Genomic DNA, 20160 nt, shown 5'->3' with positions numbered 1-20160 from the left:
CCGGAGACATGACGCGCCGTCACTTCGCGACGGAATGATGTTGGGTTGCTCCGCAACCCTCTTGAAGACGTTGAGAGTTGAACGTTACTCTCTGTTGTCTTTGTCCCCGTGGTCTCGGGTGCCGGCCTCGGGTGGGTCACCGTGCCGGCGGAGCGTGGCTCCCGGTCTGGGTGGCGGCCTGATCTTCTGTTTTCCCTGGTCAGAGGCTTAATGCCTCCGGTTTAAGGGGGTTTGTGTCTCTGGTCCGGGTGGGTCCGGGGCGCCCTCCGGGCTTCCCTGCCCCGGTCCGTTGTGGTTACAGTATGGCAGCAACGAGGGGAGGTTGGCAACTGGTGCCGCATCGTTGCTGTCTGACGGTACATCAGATCAATCGTCCATGCTTGGTTCTGAGTGGACTAGACCTCTTTGGAATTGGTGCGCATTCCGTTACGGGTTACATGGCGTCAGAAACTGATTCCGTTTGAATTGAGGGGGCGTCAGTCCCGATGGAATCCCATTAGAGGTTTGTTACGGGTTCCGGAAAGGACGCGTAACACGTAATGGAGTTGCGGGGAGAGAAAGGCAACCCGTAACAGGATAGGGCACGGAAATGAATTGGGGAATTGAGCGTCACGAATTCAGCAGCCGCCGTAGTCGACGGTACGCGCGGGACGGGTGAGGAGCGGGCGGCGGGAGGTGCCGCTGCTGCGGACGGGATCGGTGCGGCGGTCGCGGCGGCTGAGGTCCGGCGGTATGAGCGCTGGAGCGGCGTTCCCGCCGGGCTGGTCACCCGGACCCGGCTGGCCGACGCCGACCCGCCCCGGCGTCCCGGCGGTCCCGTCCGTGCCCGAGTCCGGGACTTCAACTGGCGGGGGAAGGCCGAGACGTTCGACCTGTACGCCGTCGCCGAGTCCGTCCCCACCGCGGCCACCGGCCGCCAGCTCGCCGCCGCGGCGCAGCGGCGGGCGGTCGGGCGGGGGTGTGAGGGGTGCGGGGCCGTTGGTCAGCTGCCGCTGCTCGAGCACGACGGGCGGCGGGTGTGCGCGGCGTGCCGGCATCTGGCGCGGCTGGCCGAGACGCACGAGGCGCTGCGGGTGCGCAGGGCTGAACTGGGCCGGTGGGCTGGGGCGTTGCTGTCGGAGCGGCTGGCGGTGGTGTGGGTGGAGCTGACCGCGGCGCCGTTGACGGGGTCGGGTCGGGCGCGGCCGCCGCTGGCCGGGCGGGTCCAGGTCGCGGACGAGACGGGCCTCGTCCTGGAGGACGTCCTGGTCCGTCTCGCCGGGCCGCGGACCGGCGGGCGCCGGCGGACGCGGTCTCAGCGGGTGAGGGGGCGGGGCGGATCGCGCGGGCGCTGCAGGGGCGCCGGCGGCTGGTGTGGGGGCCGCTCGGGGACGTCACGGCGCGGCTGGCGGTGCTGGGGCATCCCACGGACCTCCACCGCGCCCTGGCCGTGCCCTCCGGGCACGGGATCCTCTGGCCGGACGACGCCGCCTCCCGCTACGCGCAGTGGCGCGGCGGACTCAACCCCGCCACGCGGTGCCGCAGGGGCGGCTCTATCGGCTCAGCGCGGCCGGGGGGCCACAGATTGTCCCGCTGAATCGTCTGGAGGCACCGTTACGTCCGCTCCCCCGCTCACAGCCGAGCCCACCGTCGCCCGCTGCGGCCGAGGCCACCTCCGGCAGGCCCGGTGCGGGCGAGGCGGCGCCGACACGGTCGTAGGTGGGTTGCTGGCGGTTGCGGCGGCTGAAGTTCGGCCCGAGTAGGCCGGTGCCCGGGTTGCGTGTGTGGTTGTGTTCGCTCACGGGGACATCGTCGGCGGATCGGGCATCGTCGACAACCCGCTTTCGCAGGCGTACGCCCCGGTGGGGCCTGCGAGATGGTGCGGTTGTTTCACGGGTAGGCGGTGGGTGGCCAGGCGGTCGGGAGGGCGTGCTCTTCGCCGCTTCCCGTCCAACGGCCCGTGATGAGCCAGAGTTCGTAGTGCAGGAGCCAGGCCGAAGCCCACGGCACGATGGTCTGGGAGAGGAACATGTGGTCGTTCCACTCCCCGGGCAGGTACAGGCACAGGTCGCCGCTGGCGTAGACGTGCGGGAGGTGTGTGGCGTCCGGGTGCAGTGCCAGTGGCGGGTCGGTGATGCTCACACGGGGGTTGCCGCGGTGGCGATAGGCGATCCTGACCGTGTAGCGCCTGCTGACGGGGGTGGGTTGCAGGGTGAGGTTGCAGACGAGTTCACCGCCGCGCAGTGTCGTTTCGGCTGTGGGGACGGCCGCTTTGACGGCGGCCATCTGCCGGGCGAGGTTAATCGCGCGCGTCGGTGTGCTGGCCATGGAAGGTCTGGGGGCGCCTGCGCGGGCCGGCGGTGGTGGTGGAGAGCAGTCCCGTGGTGCTCATCCGCTGCTGGGTGGCCGTGTTCTTCATGCGGTTCGCGTAGCGGGTGAAGGAGTGTTGGAGGGGGCCGGGGTCGAAGGATTTGGTGAGGTGGGAGTAGACGGTGTCCAGGCCTTCGGAGTGCATCAGGGACAAGTTGTCCATGGTCTCCGTGAGCTCGCCGAACCACGTGTTGAAGGCCTGGCGCCGCTGAGGGTATTCGTTCCACTTGTCGGTGAAGTTCTCCTCCTTGTGGGCGGGGTTGGCGACCCACCACTGGCCGTTGCGCCGTTCGATGAAGCCGGGGATGGCGGCGAGTACGTTGCGCAGGGCAGTGAACAGGTCGTCCTCCCCGCGGTAGGCGCGGCCGGCGAGGGTGGTGAGGAGGATGGACGGCGGACGGTTGTCGGTGTCGTCGGCGAAATAGGTCATGCAGTGCCACTTCAGGACCTGTACCAGGCGCTGGAGGGTGCTGCGGATGTGCCAGACGGGCACGTCCGCGATGCTGGCGCGCTTCTCAAGAAGGGCGTGCGAGAGTTCGGAGCGGGCGCTGAACCAGTCCGCGTAGCCGATCGGGTTGCCGTGCTGCCACTTGTACAGGTTCTTGTCCGTCAAGAGGATGCCGTGGGGCTGGTGTTCGTCGTCCGGGATGGCAGGCAGGACGTCGAGGTGGAAGCCGGTGTATCCCAGGGTCCAGCACCGGCGGCGGGATTCCAGGCTGCTGGGGCCATCACTGTGGCCCTGCTGCTGCTTCCAGGACCGGTACGCGATGAGCTGGTCGCCCACTCGCTGCTTGAGATCGTCCTGAGTGGTGCTGGTCTTGTGCAGCGGGATGCGGCAGACGAGATCGATGTCGTACTCGCCGGTGGGTGTCTGGGGGCGGACGACGGTCCCGAGGAGGAAGGACCCCTGCGAGTAGATCTTGTAGTCCGGGCTCTCGTGCAGGCCGAGCCAGCTGCCGACGTCCATGTAACGGCGAACGGCGGTGTCGTAGAGGTCCGGGGAGATGTCGAGGGATTCCACGGCGCCGTCGAGCAGCATGGACAGCATCTGTTCGAGGGAGTCGGTGTCGGCCTCCCCCGTCGGGTGGAGCGTGTTCACGTCATTCCTCGCGGGTGGGGTGGCAGGGCGTGTAGGCGGGGGCTCGGTGGTCGCAGAAGGTGCGGTGGATGGCCGGGGAGACGTCGCGGCTGATGTGGCCTGCCAGTCCGGAGAGGGTCTGGGTGTCGATGTTGTCGAGCGCGACGGCTCCGGTGGGGACGGTCGGGTTGAGGCGCAGGACGTTGTCCTTGCCTATGAAGTGGCGCACCTGTTTGGCGGCGCTTTCGCTCTGGGCCCGCATGAGGACCTCGACGGCGTCGCCGGCCCAGGGCAGCAGGCCGCCGCGGTCGAGGCGGCGGTGGCGGCTTCGGACGTCGGTGGTGGTGCCGAGGCTGAAGACCTTGATGGCCTCGAGGGGGACGGACAGCGGTCCGACGGCCTCGGTGAGCGCGACCATGGTGGGGTTGTTGGCCCACACGCCGCCGTCGACGAGGCGGGCCCCGTCCAGGGGCATGCCGGGCAGGTAGGTGGGTGCGGCGGAGGTGGCGAGCGCTACGTTGACGGCCTTTTCCCGCCAGTCCCGTTTGAGGGTGGGCAGGTGCGGGGTCCGGAAGAGGTAGACGTCGTCGGCGGCGATGTTGTAGGAGGTGATCACCAGGCGTTTGGTGCTCTCTCCGAAGGTCCGCTCGCCGAAGACGTCGGTGAGCGCCGCCCGCAGGGGCTCGGTGCTGTACTTCGCGCGCACAAGGTGGCGCAGGCCGCGCATCCTGGAGCGGTCGCGGAAGATCCGCGGGCCGTGGTCGGTGTAGAAGGCGAGGATCTCGCGGGGTGTCAGGCCCAGGCCGAGGCCGAGGCCGATGATCCCGCCGGTCGAGGTGCCGGCGATCAGGTCGAAGTGGTCGGCGATGCGGATGTCGAGGTCTTCCTCGAGTCGGGCAAGGACCGCCGCGGAGAACATGCCGCGGAAGCCGCCGCCGTCCAGGGCCAGGATCTGGAAACGCTCGGTCAGTGCAACCGCCCCCGTCACGCGGATCGTTGAAGACCCGCTGCCGGTAGGAGCGGATCTTCCCTGTCGGGACTACTTAATATCACAGCATGGATTTCCGCGTATGTTTCTGCGTGTGGGTCGTAGGGTCATGTCGGGCCACGCCGTCCCCGGAGCGTGCGGGGCCTGCGCGATCCGCCAAGATGTGGAGACCAAGATCGGGCAGGGCAGGCAAGGGGAGACATGAGCACGCAGGTGTTCGAGAGGGCACGGCTGCGGACCGCCCGTGAACTGGCCGGGCTGAGCCAGACTCGGCTCGCTCGCGAGGCCGGGCTCACGCCGGCAGCCATCAGCCAGTTCGAGAGCGGCGCCGCGCGCCCCAGCCCGGAGACGACCGGCGTGCTGGCCCGCGTCCTCGCAGTGCCGCCAGCGTTCTTCGGCGAGGCGATGACTGGCAGCCACGACGGCTTCTTCCGCTCGTTGCGACGGACCTCGGTGACCGACCGCCGCCGCGCCCGGGCGATCGCCTACGTTGCCCACGATCTCGCCGTCCACGCATCCTCGGTGGGCCGCTTCCGCGCCGCGGACATGCCACGCCTCCCGGTGAGCAGCCTGCAGGCGCGGCGGGCGGAGATCGAGGCGGCGGCGGCCCGGGTGCGGTCGCTGTGGGGGCTTCCTCCTGGGCCGGTATCGAACGTCGTGGAACTGCTGGAGGGACACGGGGTCGCCGTGACCCGGCTGCCTCTGGACAACCACGATGTGGACGCCTTCTCGCTGCCGTTTCCCGACCACCCTGTCGTCGTCCTGAGCAGCGACAAGAACGACCGCGCCCGCGCCCGGTTCGACAGCGCGCACGAACTCGCCCACCTCGTCCTGCACGGCGAGCAGATCTGGGGTGTCAAAGAGGTCGAGACACAGGCCCACCAGTTCGCGGCGGCCTTCCTCATGCCCGCCGACGACATCCACGACCAGCTGCCGACCACGGTGGACTGGCCGACCCTGTTCCATCTCAAACAGCACTGGCAGGTCTCGCTCGCCGCCCTGCTCATGCGGGCGCGGACACTCGGACGCATGAACGAGAACGTCTATCTCACCGCCATCAAAGCGGCCTCCGCCCGCGGGTGGCGCCGCGTCGAGCCGGTCCCCCTCGGCCGGCCGGAGCAGCCCACGCGGCTGCTGGCCTACCTCGCCTCCACCGACAGCGCCCCCGCCCGCTCCGTCCTGCCGCCCCAGATCGTGGAGAGCCTGCAGACCGCCTCGGCCACCTGACCGGCACTCCCTAGACTTCCGGCGAATCGCGAGGAATCGGCAGGCGGCCGCACCGGACCTTGTGGGCCCGGTCCCAGATCCGTGCGCCGAGGTCGTACCCGCAGCCTGGAGGCCTTGCCCTACGCGCCTGCCCCACCCGTGCGGGACGGCTCCCCGATGCGTTCCTTGTACCTGCGGGCTTCGCTGGCCAATTCGCTTCCTGCCTCGCTCAGTTCACGTGGTCGGCCGCTTACCGTACGCAGGTGTAGGACGTGCTCGACGACCTGTGTGTCGTCCAGCGAGTCGAGCCATGCCCGGACTGTTTCCGCCTCGGGCCGTTCCGTGAAGAAAGCGAGGAACTCGACGAGACCAGCGCGGCCGGTGATGGCCGCGATCCTGTCCCGGCTCCGGACGACGGCGGGTGTGCGATCCGCCGTCGCCAGGGCGGCGCGTATGTCCCGGTGTCCGACGGTGATGTCGAGGTGCGGTGGCAGCGGGCTCACGTCGTGGCGGCCGGTGATCAGAACGGGGATGGCCACGGTGCGTACCCATGCTTCGAGAAGCTCCAGCTCGTTGGCGGCGATGGCCCACACACGGGTGTGGGGCCGCTGCAGGGACACGGTCGGCCATACGGAGAAGGGGATGCGGGCGCCACGCGGCGCGCTGGCAAGGACGTCACCCTCCCGCAGGGGCAGTCCATCACCCGGCTGGGGCCCGTGTTTGAGGGGGAGAGCGACAGTCAGGTCGCTGTGCGGATCGTCGGGGTGCACGGCGCCGAGCCGGGTCGCCGCGACAGCGGGAGTGCGGTGCTTGGCTACGTTGGTGTAGACGGCGAGGAGCCGCAGCGGATGCTCGTCGGGGGTGCGGCGCTGGAACGGCTGCAGCCGCTCGATGCGCTGAGCGAGCGGCGTGCCGACATTCAGCGGCGGAAGCTGCCGTCGCCTGCGGTTGCCGAACCAGTGGGCGAGGGCAGCGGCGTCACACGTGGCCGGCATCTCCACACTCTTCGCCTCCTCATCCGTCAGGGGGCGTCCGAGAGCGGTCTCGACCTCCGCGTACAGGGTGTGTTCCAGCGCGGCCCGCAACTGGGTGAGGGCGTCGGCCACGAGCCGGGGGATCGCCTGCGGGAGCGGAGCGACCTCCTGGACCACGACGTCCACACGGTCACCGTTGCTCACTTCAGCGAACGTGATCGTCCCGTGCTCGGTGTAATCGTGTGTCAGCCGCAACAACCGCTCGATCGTGTGGTCGACGTGAGCCAGCGTCTCCACCACATGGAGTTGGTGGTCGGGCAGCCAGGAACAGTCCGCGTCGCGCAAGCTCATGCAACGACCCTAGCCACCGAACTCCCCGACCTTCCCGTCCCTCTCGCATCCATGCCGTACAGCAGCCGCCTGCAGTCCGCGGTGCTCGCCCTCCTCCCTGCCGTTCCTGAGTCCGCGCGTATGACCTGGCGCTGCTCCCACCAGCCGCCATTGATCTACCAGGCGTCGGCGGCGAGCGCTCTACAGCGCGCTTCCGCGTTGTTGGGGGTGGCCTGGGTTCATGCCCGGGTTGCGATGCCCGGACGCGTTCGATGCCCTCGCCGGGGAGGACACCGGACCTGAAGGACAGCGTGGAGAAGTGATTGCCGACCTGAAGGCCGTAGCGCTCGCCGGGGTTGAGCGGGTCAAGACAGGTTCGCAGCCCCGTGAGGAACGCTGGGGCCTCGTTGGTGCGGGGGACGGATTGCGGGTACCCGTCACCAAAGTGGCCCCTGTCGTGGACGGGGATGGAGTTAGCGCCGTCGTCGCTGCCACCAGCGCTGTTGTACACCGGCTGAGGCGCTGGCTGTTGCGCCGTGGTCGGCGTGGGCGAGCGAAGCGGTGAGGGTGACGGGCGAGTTGTCGCCGGTGGTGATGCTGATGTTCTGAACGGCCCTGTGGACCTGCTCAGGGGTAGGCGTGCCGGATCCGGCCGGCATCGTGGAACGCAGTTCGGCGACGAACTGCGTGAGGCGAGTGCGGACTTGGTCGAGGATGTCGTGCAGGACGGAGGGAGAGACCGCCCAGTACAGGTCGTCGATGATGATGGCTCGGCTGCGGTACTTTTCCATCGCGCTCATCAGCGTGCGCAGTTCGGCCGCACCGGGAAGGCTGAGGTGGACTGCCTGGCCGGGCGGGGTCCGTTCGATCAGGTTCTGCAGCTGGCCGACGCCGTACGGGATGGTCACTTCTTCGTTGATCGTGCCCCGTGTGATGTCGGGGAGGTGCAGGGCGCTGATGGTTTCACCGTGCCGTTGCCAGGTCAGCGAGTGTGAGTCGGCCTGGATGGGCGCGCGCGGGCGCCGGTAGTCCGGAACGCTGGAGGCGGGTTTGCCTCCGTAGCCCTCGAGTTCGCTGAGTGCCCATTGCTTCAGGGGCTGGGAAACGGCGTGGCCGCCGATGACGAGCGCGAGGCGCAGCAGTCCGGCAAGCGGGACGGTGTCGTCGAGGACGCCTTGTTCCAACTGCTCCAGGGGCTGCGGCCCCTGGCGTGTGGACTCGGTCATCTACCCAGCGCAAGGTAGGCGACGACGACACTGGCTACTGTTCCCACAGCGCTGACGGCGCCCCAGAAGATGCCGCTGCGATACCACGGCGCGGGCGTGGCCGCGGCGCTCTGGTCTGCCGGTGTCGGCTGGCCGGCGCTCGCGTGGCCGCCGTGGGAGGCGTGCGCGTAGGGGGCGTTCACCGTGACGGGTGAGTTGTCGCCGGCGGTGACCTGGACCGAAGGGCCTGGCTGGGGTTCCTGCGGTGCGGGCAGATGGCCTCTTCGGCTCATGATGTTCATCAGCTCCTTGTAGCCGTCGAGTACGGTATCGCGGGCGTGGGAGAGATCGCGCAGGGTCTGGGCGTACTGTTCGGGGTCGGTGCGCCGCCACTCCGGCGGGACCTCGGTGTATGCGGCGTCGTGGTCGGGGGTGAAGGTGCCGTTGATCTCGTCGACGAGACGGGCCAGAGCTTCCATGAAGCCCTGATGTGCCGCTTCGAGTTCCGGGTCGACGAAGTCGATGACATCGCGCTGTAAGGCTTCCAGGGCCGTGTCGACGCCCTCGGCGACGAAGTCGGGGATGCGGCGCATCGGCATCCGCCGGGAAAGCTGGACCAGCCAGGCGGCGTCCGCCGGTACCGCTTCGGCTACCCGTGCGGCCTTGGCCCGGTCTGAACCTGTGGCCGTCACCGATACTCCCTCTCGGTAGGCCGCCGCGACGAAGGCTTCCAGCGCCTGCCTGACGGCGTCGGTGTGACGGGTGAAGGCTATGTCGTCGAGAGCACACAGACGCTCCGCGCTGCTGAAGTTCTGCATGTGCAGGTCGAATTGGGCATCGGCGGCAGCCCTGACTGCCGCATGGAGGGACTCGGCCGCCACCGTGACATGAGGGGCGGCCGCCAGTCGCACCTCACGAAGCCGATCCTCCAAGTTCAGGACCGCCACATCCGTGTGAGCAACCGACTCCGGTACAGGCGCATCGGCCGACGGGGCGGGAAACGCCAGCCAGCCGCGGGTAAGAGCCCCTCGGCTTGCCTGAGCCGCCTGCAGAAACGTCGCGTTGTGGCTCATGGGCGGCCTCCCTCGTCACATTGTGATCGGTTGATTCTGCTCCACAGCAGACTCCGCTGTTGCGCGGAGGCACACACGCGACGGCGATGCCCGTCGCCACGCGCGCAGGGTCTCCCGCCGAGAGGCATTCGGGGTTGCTGCGAGGAAACGCCAGGCGAGGTGGCGCGCGTTCTACCCACCGTCAGCGCCATGATTACGACAACTGCGCGGCAGGACCAGCCGAATGCGCTGGGGCGAGTTCCGCGGCATGCCAGCACAGGTCAAGGCGTTGTCACAGCAACTGGCCGGCGGCACACGGTCACAACGTGCCAACACATCACCGGCCCGCGCGACGCGTTCCGTGCCGACGGCGGCACCCTTCCGCTGCCGCCCGCCGCACTCCGGGACCCCGACGAAAACAGGCCACTGCTCAACCAGCGCTCTGCCATGATCTTCCTGCTCGCCGTACTCGCCGGCCTCGGCGCCGGCCTGCTGACCATCCTCGCCACGAACACCTGGCCGGTGGCCGTCCCCGCCGGCGCGGCAGCAACCGCCGCCGCAGTCCTCTTCTTCGACCGGATCATCGAATAGGCCCGTGTGATGCAAGCGGGAAGGCCGTTGCCGCCCTGCGGGTTCACCGGGCACATCGGCGGCCCGCTCCTGCCCGGCACGCACGGGCCACACCGACACCGAACACCACCGAACGTCCCTGCACAGCGCCGGGGACGGACGGTTCACCGGGTCCTGCGCCAGCTACTTTGCGGGACAACCGCCGCTCGAGGACGGGCCGGTCTGAACTGCGGCTGCGCGGGCGGGTGTTACGGGTCGGGTCGGACCCGTAACACCCGCCCGCACACTGCTGCGAGCAGTCAACGGTGCGGCCACGGGCGGGTCCTCAGCCGAGGTACCGGCCCAGCAGGACAGCACCGATCAAAGCGGCGAGAACACCCCCAGAAGGCAGACGAAGGTCATGAAAGGACCGTCGCACCGGCGGCGCGGTGGCATCGGGACACTCGCCTTCAGGCGCCGAGGCCGACGTAGGAGACGTAGGTGTAGGCGCCCCAGTCGGAGTCGAGCTCGGTGATGATGTCGTCCCAGATTTCCTCGAGTTTGCCTTCGTCGCTGGCTTCCATGGCGTCGACCGCGTCGTCCCAGATGTAGCGCACTGCGGGCAGGGTGCGGTGCGCCTGCTCGCCTTCGAGGTTGGGGCGGCGGGCGTGTTCGTCGACCAGGGACTGGTCGACGGGGTGGATCTCGACCGCAGTGCCCTTTCCCTGGTTGTTGAGGTGCTGCTTGAAGGCGCCGAGGTTGTCCAGGATGCGCTGGGTGCGCAGGTTCCAGTACGCGGTGTCGACGAGCTCGAGGTTGGCCGGGTTGGGCTTCTGGGTGCCGGCGAACCAGTTGTTCAGGGCACGGGACTTGACGGTGATTCCTGCCTCGCGCATGGCCTCGACTCCGGCGTCGCTGTTGAGGTACTTCAGGCGCGCCTTGAGGCCGCGGGGGGTGGTGACGGGGGACTTGATGCCGCCTTCGAGGATCTGGCGTTCCAGGGCGTCTTCCAGGGCGCGGCCGAGGGCTTTGCCGCCGCGGACGTTCTCGAGGGAGCGGTTCGCGCCGTAGGTGCCGAAATTCTTCCAGCCGCTGTCGTCGTACGGCATCGGTTAATTCCCCCCGAGGGTGTAAAGGCGCTTCACCTTCATCTGGGTGGGCTTGCGGCCCTCTTCCCAGACCTTCTTCCAGTCGCCTCCGGCGACGTGGAGTTCGTCAACGCCGGATACCTGGACCAGGATAAGGCCCCCCTGATGGGCTTTCCATCCTTTCAGCCAGAGGCTTGCGAAGGCCTGTGAGCGGATAGTGTGGACCCACTCGGGTCGGCGGAGCTCTCGGTTCTTTCCTGATTCACCGATCGTGGAGGTGAAACGGGAATACATGGCCTTGACGTATTCCTCGGTGGCCGAGTCCTCGTTTTCGATCGCGGTCTGACGGGCCTGCTGCAGGACGCGGCGGAATTTCTCCAGGAGGGCTTCAGAGGTGCCGGAGGTCCACGATTCCAGGATCCGGGGCGCCTCGCTCAGTTTGAGTTCATGGCAGCGCATCAGGAGGCGGACGGTGGCCTCGTCCAGGAGGTAGGGGCCGGGCTCCTTGCGGTTGCCGATCGGGTTGGGCAGGTGGGCGTGGGGCCATACGAAGTGGTCGACGCGGTGGATCCCGGCGCGGCGGCGGTCGTAGCCGCCGTTGGGATCGTGCTTGAGTGCGCCGATGGGCAGGTGCGTCTTGAAGGCGGACAGGTAGGCCGCGTTGGTGTCCAGGCCGACCACCTCCAGCGGGTGGTGCTCCCCCTTCTTGATGGCCTCGTAGAGGGGGGCGTTACGCCATTTATGGCGGCCTTCCCAGATTCCGTCAGCCTCGCCCTGTCCGGGTTTCGAGAGGAAATCCAGAGCGGGCGGATAAACGGTGTGGACGTAACTTGCGCCGACCCGGGTGAGTTTGAACAGGGCCATGGAGTCCGGCACGGCTTTCTTCTGCAGCATCTTGACCGCGGCCTCGATGTCGCCGTGCGTCTCGTCGAGGGCCTGGTCGACCGCGGCGCTGATCTTGTTGAGGAAGTACGTGTAGTTCCGGCCGCCGGTGCCGGGAGTGTCCTCGGGCGGAGGCGTGTCGTCGCTGAACGAGGCCGACGGCGCCTCCAACACCACCCCCTCGACCACATGCCGGGCCGGATCGGCCGTACCGGGCGCGGCACCGGAGACCTCGGCGGGAGTGGGGCCTGCCTCCGGCGTGCCGGTGGCAGGGGCCGGCTGCGGCGCCGCCGACGTCGCCGGTGCTGGGGCGGTGGCGCTGGTGGAGGTATCGCGGTGAGCGGCGGTGAACGCAGCCAGCGCGGCTCCGAGCCGCTCCCCTTCCGGTGTGGTCGGCACCGACGGGCGGCGGGTGGCGAGGCCGTCCAGGGCCTGACGCAGCCCGGGCAGTTCACTCTCCCGGGCGGGCGCGGTGGAGGCCTCGCGCAGCGCGGCAAGCGCGCCGGCCAGGCGGGCGGACAGGCCGCTCCGGGCGCCGGAAGTGAACGGCAGTGCAGCGCCGAGGAGTTCGGCCTCCACGACCGCGAACCCCTCGCCCACGTCCGCCGAGACGGCCGGCGCGGGACCGGGCTGCAGGGCGACGCCCGGAGCGGCCTCGGCGGCCGGGCCAGCGGTGGCCTTCTCGCCCTTGCCGTCGACGAACGCGTGCGCGGCCTTCGGGTCCCGCGGGCGGGCGGGCGCGTCGGTGAAGCGGGCGCACGCGACTTCGGCGCGCAGCGCCACGGTCGTCAGCTCGCCGAAGTCGCGTTCGGCCACCGTCACCTGGGCGTCGTTGCCGGTGCGGGTCAGGGTCAGGGTGACGTGCGCGGCGTCCAGCGCGGCCAGGGCGTCGGGGTCGGCGGTGTCGAGCACGGCCACCACCGGCACGTTCCGGGTGCGGGCCAGATGTGCCAGCACCCGGGCCGCCTCCGGCAGCGCGGGACCGGACAGCGGGATGAACGGATCGGCCGCGTGCTGGAAGCGGTCGACGACGACCAGGGCCAGGCCCTCGACGTAGGGGGCGGTCTCGGCGATCGCCTCGGCGCTCAGGCCGGTGCCGTCGTCGACGTGCAGGTCGGCAGCGGCCAGCCGGGCCTGGACCGCGGCCGCGGCCTGCTGCTCGTCCTCGGTCAGGGCGCCCGTGCGCAGCCGCCGGTAGTCGAGCCCGGCCTCACCGGCGATCACCCGCAGTGCCACAGCCGTCCGCGACGGGCCCGACGCCGCGTACAGCACGGGGAGTTGGCGGGTGAGGGCAATGTGCCGGGCAGCATGCACGGCCAGGAGCGAGCCGCCCGCGTGCGGCTCGGCCGCCACCACCGTCAGCACCCCCGACGGCAGACTCCCCAGCGCGGCATCCAGGGCGTGCAGACCAAACCCGAACCGCGGCACAGCCGACGGCGCGACCGCCTCCGTCAGGGCCAGCCCGGCGACCTCTCCCAGACCGTGCAGCCGGTGCAGCCCACCACCCGCGGACGGGACCGGTGGGGGGACCTCGGCCGTTCCCGCTGACGGCGCCGTACCGTCCACACCCCGACCGGCGACGGTGTCCCGGCCGCCGATGGCTTCCTCAGCGGCAGCGTGGCCGGCCGACGCAGCCCCGGCGTCCCGGCCGGCCACGGCGGCGTCGGGCCCGACGGAGTCCGAGCCGGCATCCTGCAGATCCGCAGTGCGGTCGGCGGCTGCCAGCGGCGCGGGTACAGGCGCAGCACCGGAACCCGCCGAGGCCGCGACCGCGGCCTCGGCAACACCTTCGCCAGAGGGCGGGACGGCAGGGTCGGCTGACGCGGACACATCGGCTGACGCGGTGTCCGCGACGTCGACGGCAGGTTCGGCGGAGGCCTCGGGCGCAGCGAAGACCTGGCGGGCAGCGGGCAGGCCCTTTCCAATGGCCTCATGGGCCTGGGGCGCTGCGGACGCACCGGACGGGAGATGCGCGGCGTCCGCCCACGCTGCGGCCGGCGCGGGCGGTGCGGGCGCGCCGCCGACGGGAACGGCAACCAGTGCATCGCCGGGCGGGACCAGGGCAGCGTCCACCAGGACCGCAAGCGGCGTCGTACGGTCCAGCAGCACCTGCGGCACACCCGGCACACCCGGCCGGCCAGCCGCGTCGATCACCCGGTCTCCCAGCTTCGGACGCGCCGCCGTCCGCGCCCACGACGGCCACCCCACCAACCGCGCCCGCGAGGCGGCATCCAGCCGGCCCACCGGGATCAGCGCCACACGATAGGTACGGTGCGTTTTCCCGTCACGCTTGACCACCACCGTCATCCGGCCCTCGTCACGCGCCGCGTCCACCAGCTCATACAGCCGGTTCCGCGCCTCGGTCACCCCCAATACCTCCAGCCCCTCAACCGGCATCGGCGCCGCGGCGGACGGCTCGACGGCACCACCGGCCCCCTCCACTGCGGGCTCGGCTGCGGACGGATCGGGGACAGCGGAGCGGGCAGACATCAAGATCTCCAAACACGAGAAGCGGGACGGCCCGAGCACGGCCCCGAGCCCACCGGCAAACCACCGACCGCTGGACACGACCACGCCCCCGCCTTCGAACCAGCAGCGGGCGGGCGGCGGACTCAGTCAAGACGGGCAGGACACAGCAACAGACACAACACACCTAGGGCGCACCCAGTTGACCCGGGCCGCCAGCAGCAAGCCCCACCCTACCCAACCCGTAACGAAACCCGCCACGCAACTCCGGCATCGACACGTAACGACAAGAGAGGAAAGGGGCGTCGTGACGGGCGCAGGGGAGAACACGTAACGCATTGCCGAGGGGACGCGCGGGGCGGGCCAACGCCGACGTCCGGCAGACGACTCGGGCGAAGGCGGGCTGCAGCGAGCCGCCCATTACCTTGTGGGTCATGCCGGAACGTCGGCGCCGAGCCTGGCAGCAGCCCGACCCGGGCCGCATCTCGGCTATCACCACTACCTTCTTCAAGGTCCCGCATGGGGCTCCGGAAACAGGAAACGGCATAGGGGACAGCTGTGGCAGCAGGAGCGTTGCGGACCGTGCCGCTGGCCGGGGAACTGACCGCGTCGCTGATCATCCGGGTCGCAGCCCGCTACGGTCTGGCGGCCGGGAACGTGCTGCGACTGTGGACGTGCCGTAACTTTCCTGCGCGGCACGACGGCGGCGGCGTGCGGGCCGATGCGGAGGTCGTGCTCAACGATGCGGGTCGGCGTGTGCTCGCCGAGTTATGCGGGGTGGAGCCCGCGGTGCTGGCGCGCGCTTTGCCGGCCCTCACCGTGGACGACCCCAAGATCAGCACCGGCGGAGAGGCCGCCGTGGCGCAGGTGCGGTGGCGGGCGGCGGGCTCAGTGGTAGGACCGGCCGCGTTCGGCTGTCGGCTGTGCACCGCGCGGCGCACCGGACAGGCGGTACGTGCGGTGCGGTACGTGCCGCGCTGGCAGCGGGTCTGCGGCCGGCACTCGCGCTGGCTGCTGGACGCGGACGCCGACCAGCCGCTGGAACACCTCGATCTGCGGGGCATACCGGAGGTGGTGGCCGCGCAGCGGCAGTGGCCCTCGGTGGCGCGGCGTGCGGTGCGGGCCGGAGTAGTACCGGAGCAGGCGTTCGCGGTGGCGCATGCGGTGGTGGCCCGCTGGTGGGAGGAGGCCCTGTTCTGGGACCAGGAGGAGATCTGGCCGCGCCGTCTGCACCAGCTGGCGGGCGGCAGCGTGGGGGCAGAGCTGGAGTGGTGGCGGATCGTGGGCCGGGACGCGGCTGTCTTCCCTGAGGTGGTGACCGTCGCCGGGGCGCTGCTGGAGCCGGCGACGGCCGAACTGGCCTGGAGCGCAAGCGGCGGGAAGCGGCCGCGGGCACGGGACGCCAACGATCCGTTCTGCTCCTGGCTGGGCGAACGGGTGGGCCGGACATGGCTGGGGCCGTTGGCCTCGGCCGATTACGGCAGCCCGCTGAGCAACTGGACGGGGGCTGTCGTGCGCACACGACGCGGTGGGCCCGAAAGATGGCGGGATGCCCCGTGGCGGCTGAAGCGTGAGCTGCAGCCCGCGGCCATGGCCGGCCAGCTGCGCGTGCGGGCGGCAGAGCGGCAGGCGGGCGGCTCGGGCACCCGGTGGCGCGCCACCGTGCCCGCGGAACACCGCCTCCGCATCACCCAGTTGCTCGACGAGAGCCGGGAGCAGCTGGCGCAGCTGCGCGGCGTACAAAGTGGCACCACCGCCGAGGTGGCCCGCACGCTGCTGGAGCACCTCAGCCAGAGTGCCGAGCTGATCGACCGGGCCGTGCTGCACACCGCCACTGCGGCCGTCGCTGCCGGGGTGGCGCTTCAGGACGTGGCCCAGTGGTCCCGCCTGCCCGCCCAGGAACTGGCACAGGTTCTTGCCACGGGCCAGGCCGACCGCTGACGCCCGGGGCTGGTGCGTGGGGCAAGGCCAACAGCTACGCCACACCACAGTGCTGAGGGCGGCGAGCGAGGTGTTGAGGGACTTCATGGGCGAAGGTACCGCTGGCCGGGTGGCGGGGGTGGACACTGTTGCTGTGAGGTGCTCAGCTCCAGCACCAGGTCGGGCATCTGCTACGCGAAGCGCCTGCGGTGGGCGATGTCGTCGAAGGAGAGTTCGGCGGAGGCCATCAGTTCCTGGAGCCGGGTGAGCTTGCCGCCGAGGAAGCCTTCCCGGAGCAGGGGAAGGTTGTCGCCGTGCTTGTCGATCTGAGTCCTGAGCCAGGTGGCGGGGGCGGGGTCGTACGTGTCGAGGTAGCCGTTCTGGCGGATGTGGGGCATGTCGAAGCCCTGGTCGGCGTCGTTCTGGACGAGCAGGCGCAGGTACTCGAAGCGTTCCCACACCTCGCTGTAGGCGGTCGTGCTGAGGGCGAGGTGCCGAGTGAAGACGGGGCGCAGCAGATCGTGGAGGTATTCGGAGGACTCACGGCCAGGGGGGTTGAGGGTCGCGTAGGGACTGAGGGCGGCCACGGCGTAGCGCTTGCCGCCCCATCGGTGCTCCACCTGGGGCTCGGTGAGGACCTGGGTGAGGGTCTCCCAACGTTCGGCGGCCAGCGCGGCGATACCCGCCGTGTAGATCACCATGACGGCGGGACCCTGTGCGAGGTGGGTCAGGGCGGGGAGGCCGCCGGGGGGTTGGGGTGCGGCCAGGGTTTCGATGTCGCGGAGCCACCAGCGGTCGGTGGTGTTGCTGCCCCAGTAGGCCGAGACGGCAACCAGTGCGAGCAACAGTTCCGTCTCGGACTCCAGAGTGGCGATCCGGCGATTGTGTTCGGCCTCGATGTCGGCGCCCATGGCAAGGTTCCACGGCCCCGTGGTGCGCAGGGGGAGGGCGGCGACGCGGTCGAGCTCGCGACGGAGGGTGTCGTGCAGGGTAATGGCCTGGCTCCAGCCGTTCAGGTCGCGCTTGGTCCTGGCCACCGCGATGTCGATGCTCACGGGGTGGCGACGGGCAAGGTCAGCGACTGCGTCGGCGGCGTCGGCGATCTCGGTGAAGAAGGTGTCGGCGTCGGCCGGGACGTAGGTGAGGCCGCGGTGGGTGAGGAGCTTGTGGGCGCTCTCGGGCAGCGGCCGGGGGTCGGCCCAGTAGGAGGCGAAGAAGCGGGTGGTGCTGCGGGCGATGGCCTTGCGCAGGGCCGGGTCCCATTCGGCTGACCAGCCGGAGATGATCAGGCCGTACTCGGTGAACACGCGGTCGAGTAGCTGGTCGATCTCCTCGTCGTACTGGTCGAGTTCGTCGGGGGTGTTGCGCATGCTCTCGTGGTCGAGGTAGTCACCGTGGATGTGAATGACGAGGCCTTGATGGTGTGCAAGGGAGCGAGGCCGCGGGCGTCGTTGGCGTCGGCGACGACGGTGGGCTCGATGCCCACCTCGCGCAGGGCGGTCTCCATAGGCCGGTCGAAGTTGGTCGTCAGCACGATCGGCACGCGGCCGGCGGCGGCCAGCCGGGCGATGGCGCGGTGCGCGGCGGTGGGCTGCTTGAGGCCGTCCTCACGCTCCTGGTCGTTAGGCTCGAAGTAGGCGCGCAGCAGGGCCTGCCGTTCGTTTCGGGTGCTGGTAAGCGCGGTCAGGAGGCCGTCGTAGGTGGCCGAGTGTCCGAAGCGCTCCTGGTACCAGGCATGCAGGTCGACGATCCCGGTGGTGCCCTCGGCGGCCGCCAGGCGCGCGATGAGGTCCTCCTGGACGTTCCACGCGGACGGCATGCCCGCGGAGATCGAAGCGCCGGCCCCGAGCAGGACCGCGTACGCGCGGGGGGTGTCGCGCATGGTGAACGCGAGCTGGACGTGCGGTTCCACAACAGGCCTCCGGGTACGACGGCATGACGGGGCGTTGGTCGCACGGGACGGCCCCTCCCCGCCTTACCGTCAATCTGACGAAAACTGGGGTGGCTGGTTGTTCCAGTCCGGTAGGGGCCCGGTGGGCAGGTTGCCGTGCTTGGCCGTACCGTCGCCGCATGCGAGGCGTTCATGGGGTCCACACGCTGTCCTTCTCCGCCCTCTACATCGAGGCGTGGTTCCGATCCCGGGGAGACGGCCCTGATGTGTATCTGGGGTCGGGGACCGGCTTCCTGGTGGGGGTGCCGGGCGAATTCTGGCTTGTCACGGCGAGGCATGTGGTGAGCGGGCGCAACGCGGAGACAGACGAGCTGGAGGACGATAGGGGGTTCTGGCCTGACTACCTACGCGTGCGCTTCGCCCGGCAGGGAGAGGAAGGAGAGTTCGAGCCCGTCGACCAGGAGGTCGCGCTGTACGCGGACGGCGACGAGGCCCAGGTACCTGTGTGGCGAAGTCCCGCGCAGCAGCGGGCCGATGTGGCTGCGGTACCCATCGGCAGTGTCCCGGAAGGCGCGGTGGATGCCTTCCTGCTCACCGGGTGGCCCACGGTGCGGGACCTGTATCCGCAGGACCGGCGGGCAGATGCTGGCGCCGAGGCTGATGCCGAGCTTCCCCTTCGGGTCATGGACCGCCTCTACGTTCTGGGCTTCCCCTTCGGGGACACGGGCAGCTGGCCCTTCGCCGTCTGGACGGCCGCGCCGGTGGCCAGTGAACCGTTGGCGCGGTGGAATAGGCTTCCCGGCTTCCTGCTGGACTCCAGGACCCGCAGCGGCCAGTCGGGTTCGCCGGTCCTGATGCACATCCGTCCGGGCGAGATGGTGCTCGCCGGTGGCGAGGTGCATGTGCACGAGGAGTGGGTCACGGCCCTGGTGGGCGTCTACAGCGGACGACTCAACGAGAATTCCGACCTGGGCATGGTGTGGACGACCGAGGTTCTGGACGAGATCCTCCCGGAGTTCGCGCCCAAGCGGCCGCCTGAGGGATGAAGAGCCCGGTCAGGCGCTGCGGGGCCGACACCTGGTTTTGTACGTGGGAGCTGACACGGCTTGCTGCTCAGAGCGGAGGGCGCCCCGCGTGGCGCGCATAGTGCTCGCGGGGCGGGCGGGAAGGTGCAGAGACCCGCACTGACACGGGCGGCACCAGATGGCACCGTGGGCGCGCACGCTCATGGCGAGAGGCCGGGAGCCGAGAAGAAGGTGTCCTGGTTACCGCCCGGTTCGCCTGCGCGGTGCGACCGGTATGACGTTGTCTGGAGTACGTGATCATCAACAGCAGCCAGGACGGCGCGTCGGCCGGCTTACCGGCCGTCGCCGGCAGCGTCTACCGGGTACCGGAACCGGGCTCGGTGGAGGCGGAGTTCGCCGAGGCGAACGGCACGCTGGTGCAGCGCCGCTGGGTGGAGGCCGCCGTCACGGTCAGGTTCGAGCAGTTGGCGCCGGTGGCGGCGTTCCCGGTGGTACCGGGGCGGCGGTGGGGCCCGGGCTGGTGGTGGTCGGCCACGACCGGGCGGCATGTGATGCACGGATCACAGGCAATGTGCACGCAGCTGATGATCCTGGACCGCGATCCGCAAGTGGTAGCGCTGTCGGCGCGGCCAGTGCGGCTGATCTGGCGGGATCCGGACAGCGGGCGGGTGCTGACGTGGGTACCGCAGCTGTTCGCCCGCTATGCCGACGGCCGCGCTCTGCTCGCCGACTGCCCCGCCACGGCGGCTCCCGCCGCCGGCCGGGCCGAGCGCGCCGCCGCGGTGCTTGAAGCGGCCTGTGCGGCGGCGGGGTTCACCTACCGGCGCATGGCGCCGCCCGAGAAGGTGGTGGCGGCGAACGTGCGGTGGCTGGCCGGCTACCGACATCCCCGCCACCGTGACGCAGGCGGCCTTGAGCAGGCGGTGCTCGAGGCGTTCGCCGCGCCGCGGCCGCTGATGGCCGGGGCCGCGGCGGCGGGCGAGGTCCTCACTACGCTGCCGGTGCTTTACCACGCGCTGTGGAGCGGTCGGCTGTCCGCGGACCTGACACGGCCGCTGGGTGAGCAGACCCTTGTCTCGCCCGGCCCGGTCGCAGGCGACGGGAAGCGGCGGGAGCAGCAGGAGAGTTGAGCAAGCACGTGGTGGCCGTCCCTGGTG

At 70.1% G+C, this 20160-nt stretch carries 16 protein-coding genes; 5 read left to right on the top strand and 11 right to left on the bottom strand.

Annotated elements, in window-relative coordinates; translation table 11 throughout:
* Positions 1-617: 617 nt before the first annotated feature.
* The 4 genes from OG352_RS39700 to OG352_RS39685 all read right to left on the bottom strand — a co-directional run bounded on the left by OG352_RS39700 (position 618) and on the right by OG352_RS39685 (position 4415).
* The gene (locus tag OG352_RS39700; RefSeq protein WP_329212933.1) at positions 618-1037 is read right to left on the bottom strand and encodes a hypothetical protein; all 420 of its coding nucleotides are present in this window, start codon (positions 1035-1037) and stop codon (positions 618-620) included.
* Between the two features lie 832 nt (positions 1038-1869).
* Positions 1870-2265, bottom strand: a complete 396-nt coding sequence (locus OG352_RS39695) for a hypothetical protein (protein ID WP_329212936.1) — start codon at positions 2263-2265, stop codon at positions 1870-1872.
* A gap of 13 nt (positions 2266-2278) precedes the next feature.
* Positions 2279-3448: a nucleotidyltransferase gene (locus tag OG352_RS39690; protein ID WP_329212937.1), complete on the bottom strand. Its 1170-nt coding sequence runs from the start codon at positions 3446-3448 to the stop codon at positions 2279-2281.
* Position 3449: 1 nt separating this feature from the next.
* On the bottom strand, positions 3450-4415 hold the full coding sequence (locus OG352_RS39685) for a CBASS cGAMP-activated phospholipase (protein WP_329212939.1): 966 nt from the start codon (positions 4413-4415) through the stop codon (positions 3450-3452).
* A gap of 201 nt (positions 4416-4616) precedes the next feature.
* On the opposite strand from OG352_RS39685, the gene OG352_RS39680 reads away from it, so the two are divergent.
* Positions 4617-5642, top strand: a complete 1026-nt coding sequence (locus tag OG352_RS39680; protein WP_329212941.1) for a helix-turn-helix domain-containing protein — start codon at positions 4617-4619, stop codon at positions 5640-5642.
* A 119-nt stretch (positions 5643-5761) separates the two neighbouring features.
* Here the strand turns inward: OG352_RS39680 and OG352_RS39675 are convergent, their stop codons facing one another.
* The 3 genes from OG352_RS39675 to OG352_RS39665 all read right to left on the bottom strand — a co-directional run bounded on the left by OG352_RS39675 (position 5762) and on the right by OG352_RS39665 (position 9203).
* Complete coding sequence (locus OG352_RS39675; protein WP_329212943.1) at positions 5762-6946, bottom strand: hypothetical protein; 1185 nt, start codon at positions 6944-6946, stop codon at positions 5762-5764.
* Positions 6947-7398: 452 nt separating this feature from the next.
* A complete protein-coding gene (locus OG352_RS39670) occupies positions 7399-8151 on the bottom strand; it encodes an AbiTii domain-containing protein (protein ID WP_329212945.1) in 753 nt (250 codons plus the stop codon).
* Positions 8148-9203, bottom strand: a complete 1056-nt coding sequence (locus tag OG352_RS39665) for a hypothetical protein (RefSeq protein WP_329212947.1) — start codon at positions 9201-9203, stop codon at positions 8148-8150. The genes OG352_RS39670 and OG352_RS39665 overlap by 4 nt, the downstream gene beginning before the upstream one ends.
* A 426-nt stretch (positions 9204-9629) precedes the next feature.
* On the opposite strand from OG352_RS39665, the gene OG352_RS39660 reads away from it, so the two are divergent.
* Entirely contained in the window at positions 9630-9773 is a 144-nt protein-coding gene (locus tag OG352_RS39660; protein ID WP_329212949.1) for a hypothetical protein, read from the top strand.
* Positions 9774-10201: 428 nt separating this feature from the next.
* On the opposite strand, the gene OG352_RS39655 is transcribed toward OG352_RS39660, so the two are convergent.
* A complete protein-coding gene (locus tag OG352_RS39655; RefSeq protein ID WP_329212951.1) occupies positions 10202-10840 on the bottom strand; it encodes a hypothetical protein in 639 nt (212 codons plus the stop codon).
* 3 nt (positions 10841-10843) lie between these two features.
* Positions 10844-14191, bottom strand: coding sequence for a DnaB-like helicase C-terminal domain-containing protein (locus tag OG352_RS39650; protein WP_329212953.1), 3348 nt, complete (start codon positions 14189-14191; stop codon positions 10844-10846).
* A 534-nt stretch (positions 14192-14725) separates the two neighbouring features.
* Between OG352_RS39650 and OG352_RS39645 the strand changes: the two genes are divergently transcribed.
* Positions 14726-16108, top strand: coding sequence for a DNA-binding protein (locus OG352_RS39645; RefSeq protein ID WP_329212955.1), 1383 nt, complete (start codon positions 14726-14728; stop codon positions 16106-16108).
* A gap of 170 nt (positions 16109-16278) precedes the next feature.
* Here the strand turns inward: OG352_RS39645 and OG352_RS39640 are convergent, their stop codons facing one another.
* Both OG352_RS39640 and OG352_RS39635 read right to left on the bottom strand, forming a co-directional pair.
* A complete protein-coding gene (locus tag OG352_RS39640) occupies positions 16279-17487 on the bottom strand; it encodes a hypothetical protein (RefSeq protein ID WP_329223635.1) in 1209 nt (402 codons plus the stop codon).
* Positions 17373-17999 (bottom strand): hypothetical protein, encoded by a 627-nt coding sequence (locus OG352_RS39635; RefSeq protein WP_329212957.1) that lies wholly within the window; start codon positions 17997-17999, stop codon positions 17373-17375. Before OG352_RS39635 ends, OG352_RS39640 begins: the two co-directional genes overlap by 115 nt.
* A 158-nt stretch (positions 18000-18157) precedes the next feature.
* Here OG352_RS39635 and OG352_RS39630 point away from each other — a divergent pair, with 158 nt between their 5' ends.
* Both OG352_RS39630 and OG352_RS39625 read left to right on the top strand, forming a co-directional pair.
* Positions 18158-19024 (top strand): trypsin-like peptidase domain-containing protein, encoded by an 867-nt coding sequence (locus OG352_RS39630; RefSeq protein ID WP_329212959.1) that lies wholly within the window; start codon positions 18158-18160, stop codon positions 19022-19024.
* A 272-nt stretch (positions 19025-19296) separates the two neighbouring features.
* Positions 19297-20133: a TnsA-like heteromeric transposase endonuclease subunit gene (locus OG352_RS39625; protein WP_329212961.1), complete on the top strand. Its 837-nt coding sequence runs from the start codon at positions 19297-19299 to the stop codon at positions 20131-20133.
* The last annotated feature ends 27 nt before the right edge of the window (positions 20134-20160 follow it).

This window comes from Streptomyces sp. NBC_01485 (genome assembly GCF_036227125.1).
In the GTDB taxonomy this organism is placed as follows: Bacteria; Actinomycetota; Actinomycetes; order Streptomycetales; family Streptomycetaceae; genus Streptomyces.
The sequence above is the reverse complement of the archived record's forward strand: the minus strand, read 5'-3'. Positions and strand labels throughout refer to the sequence as shown.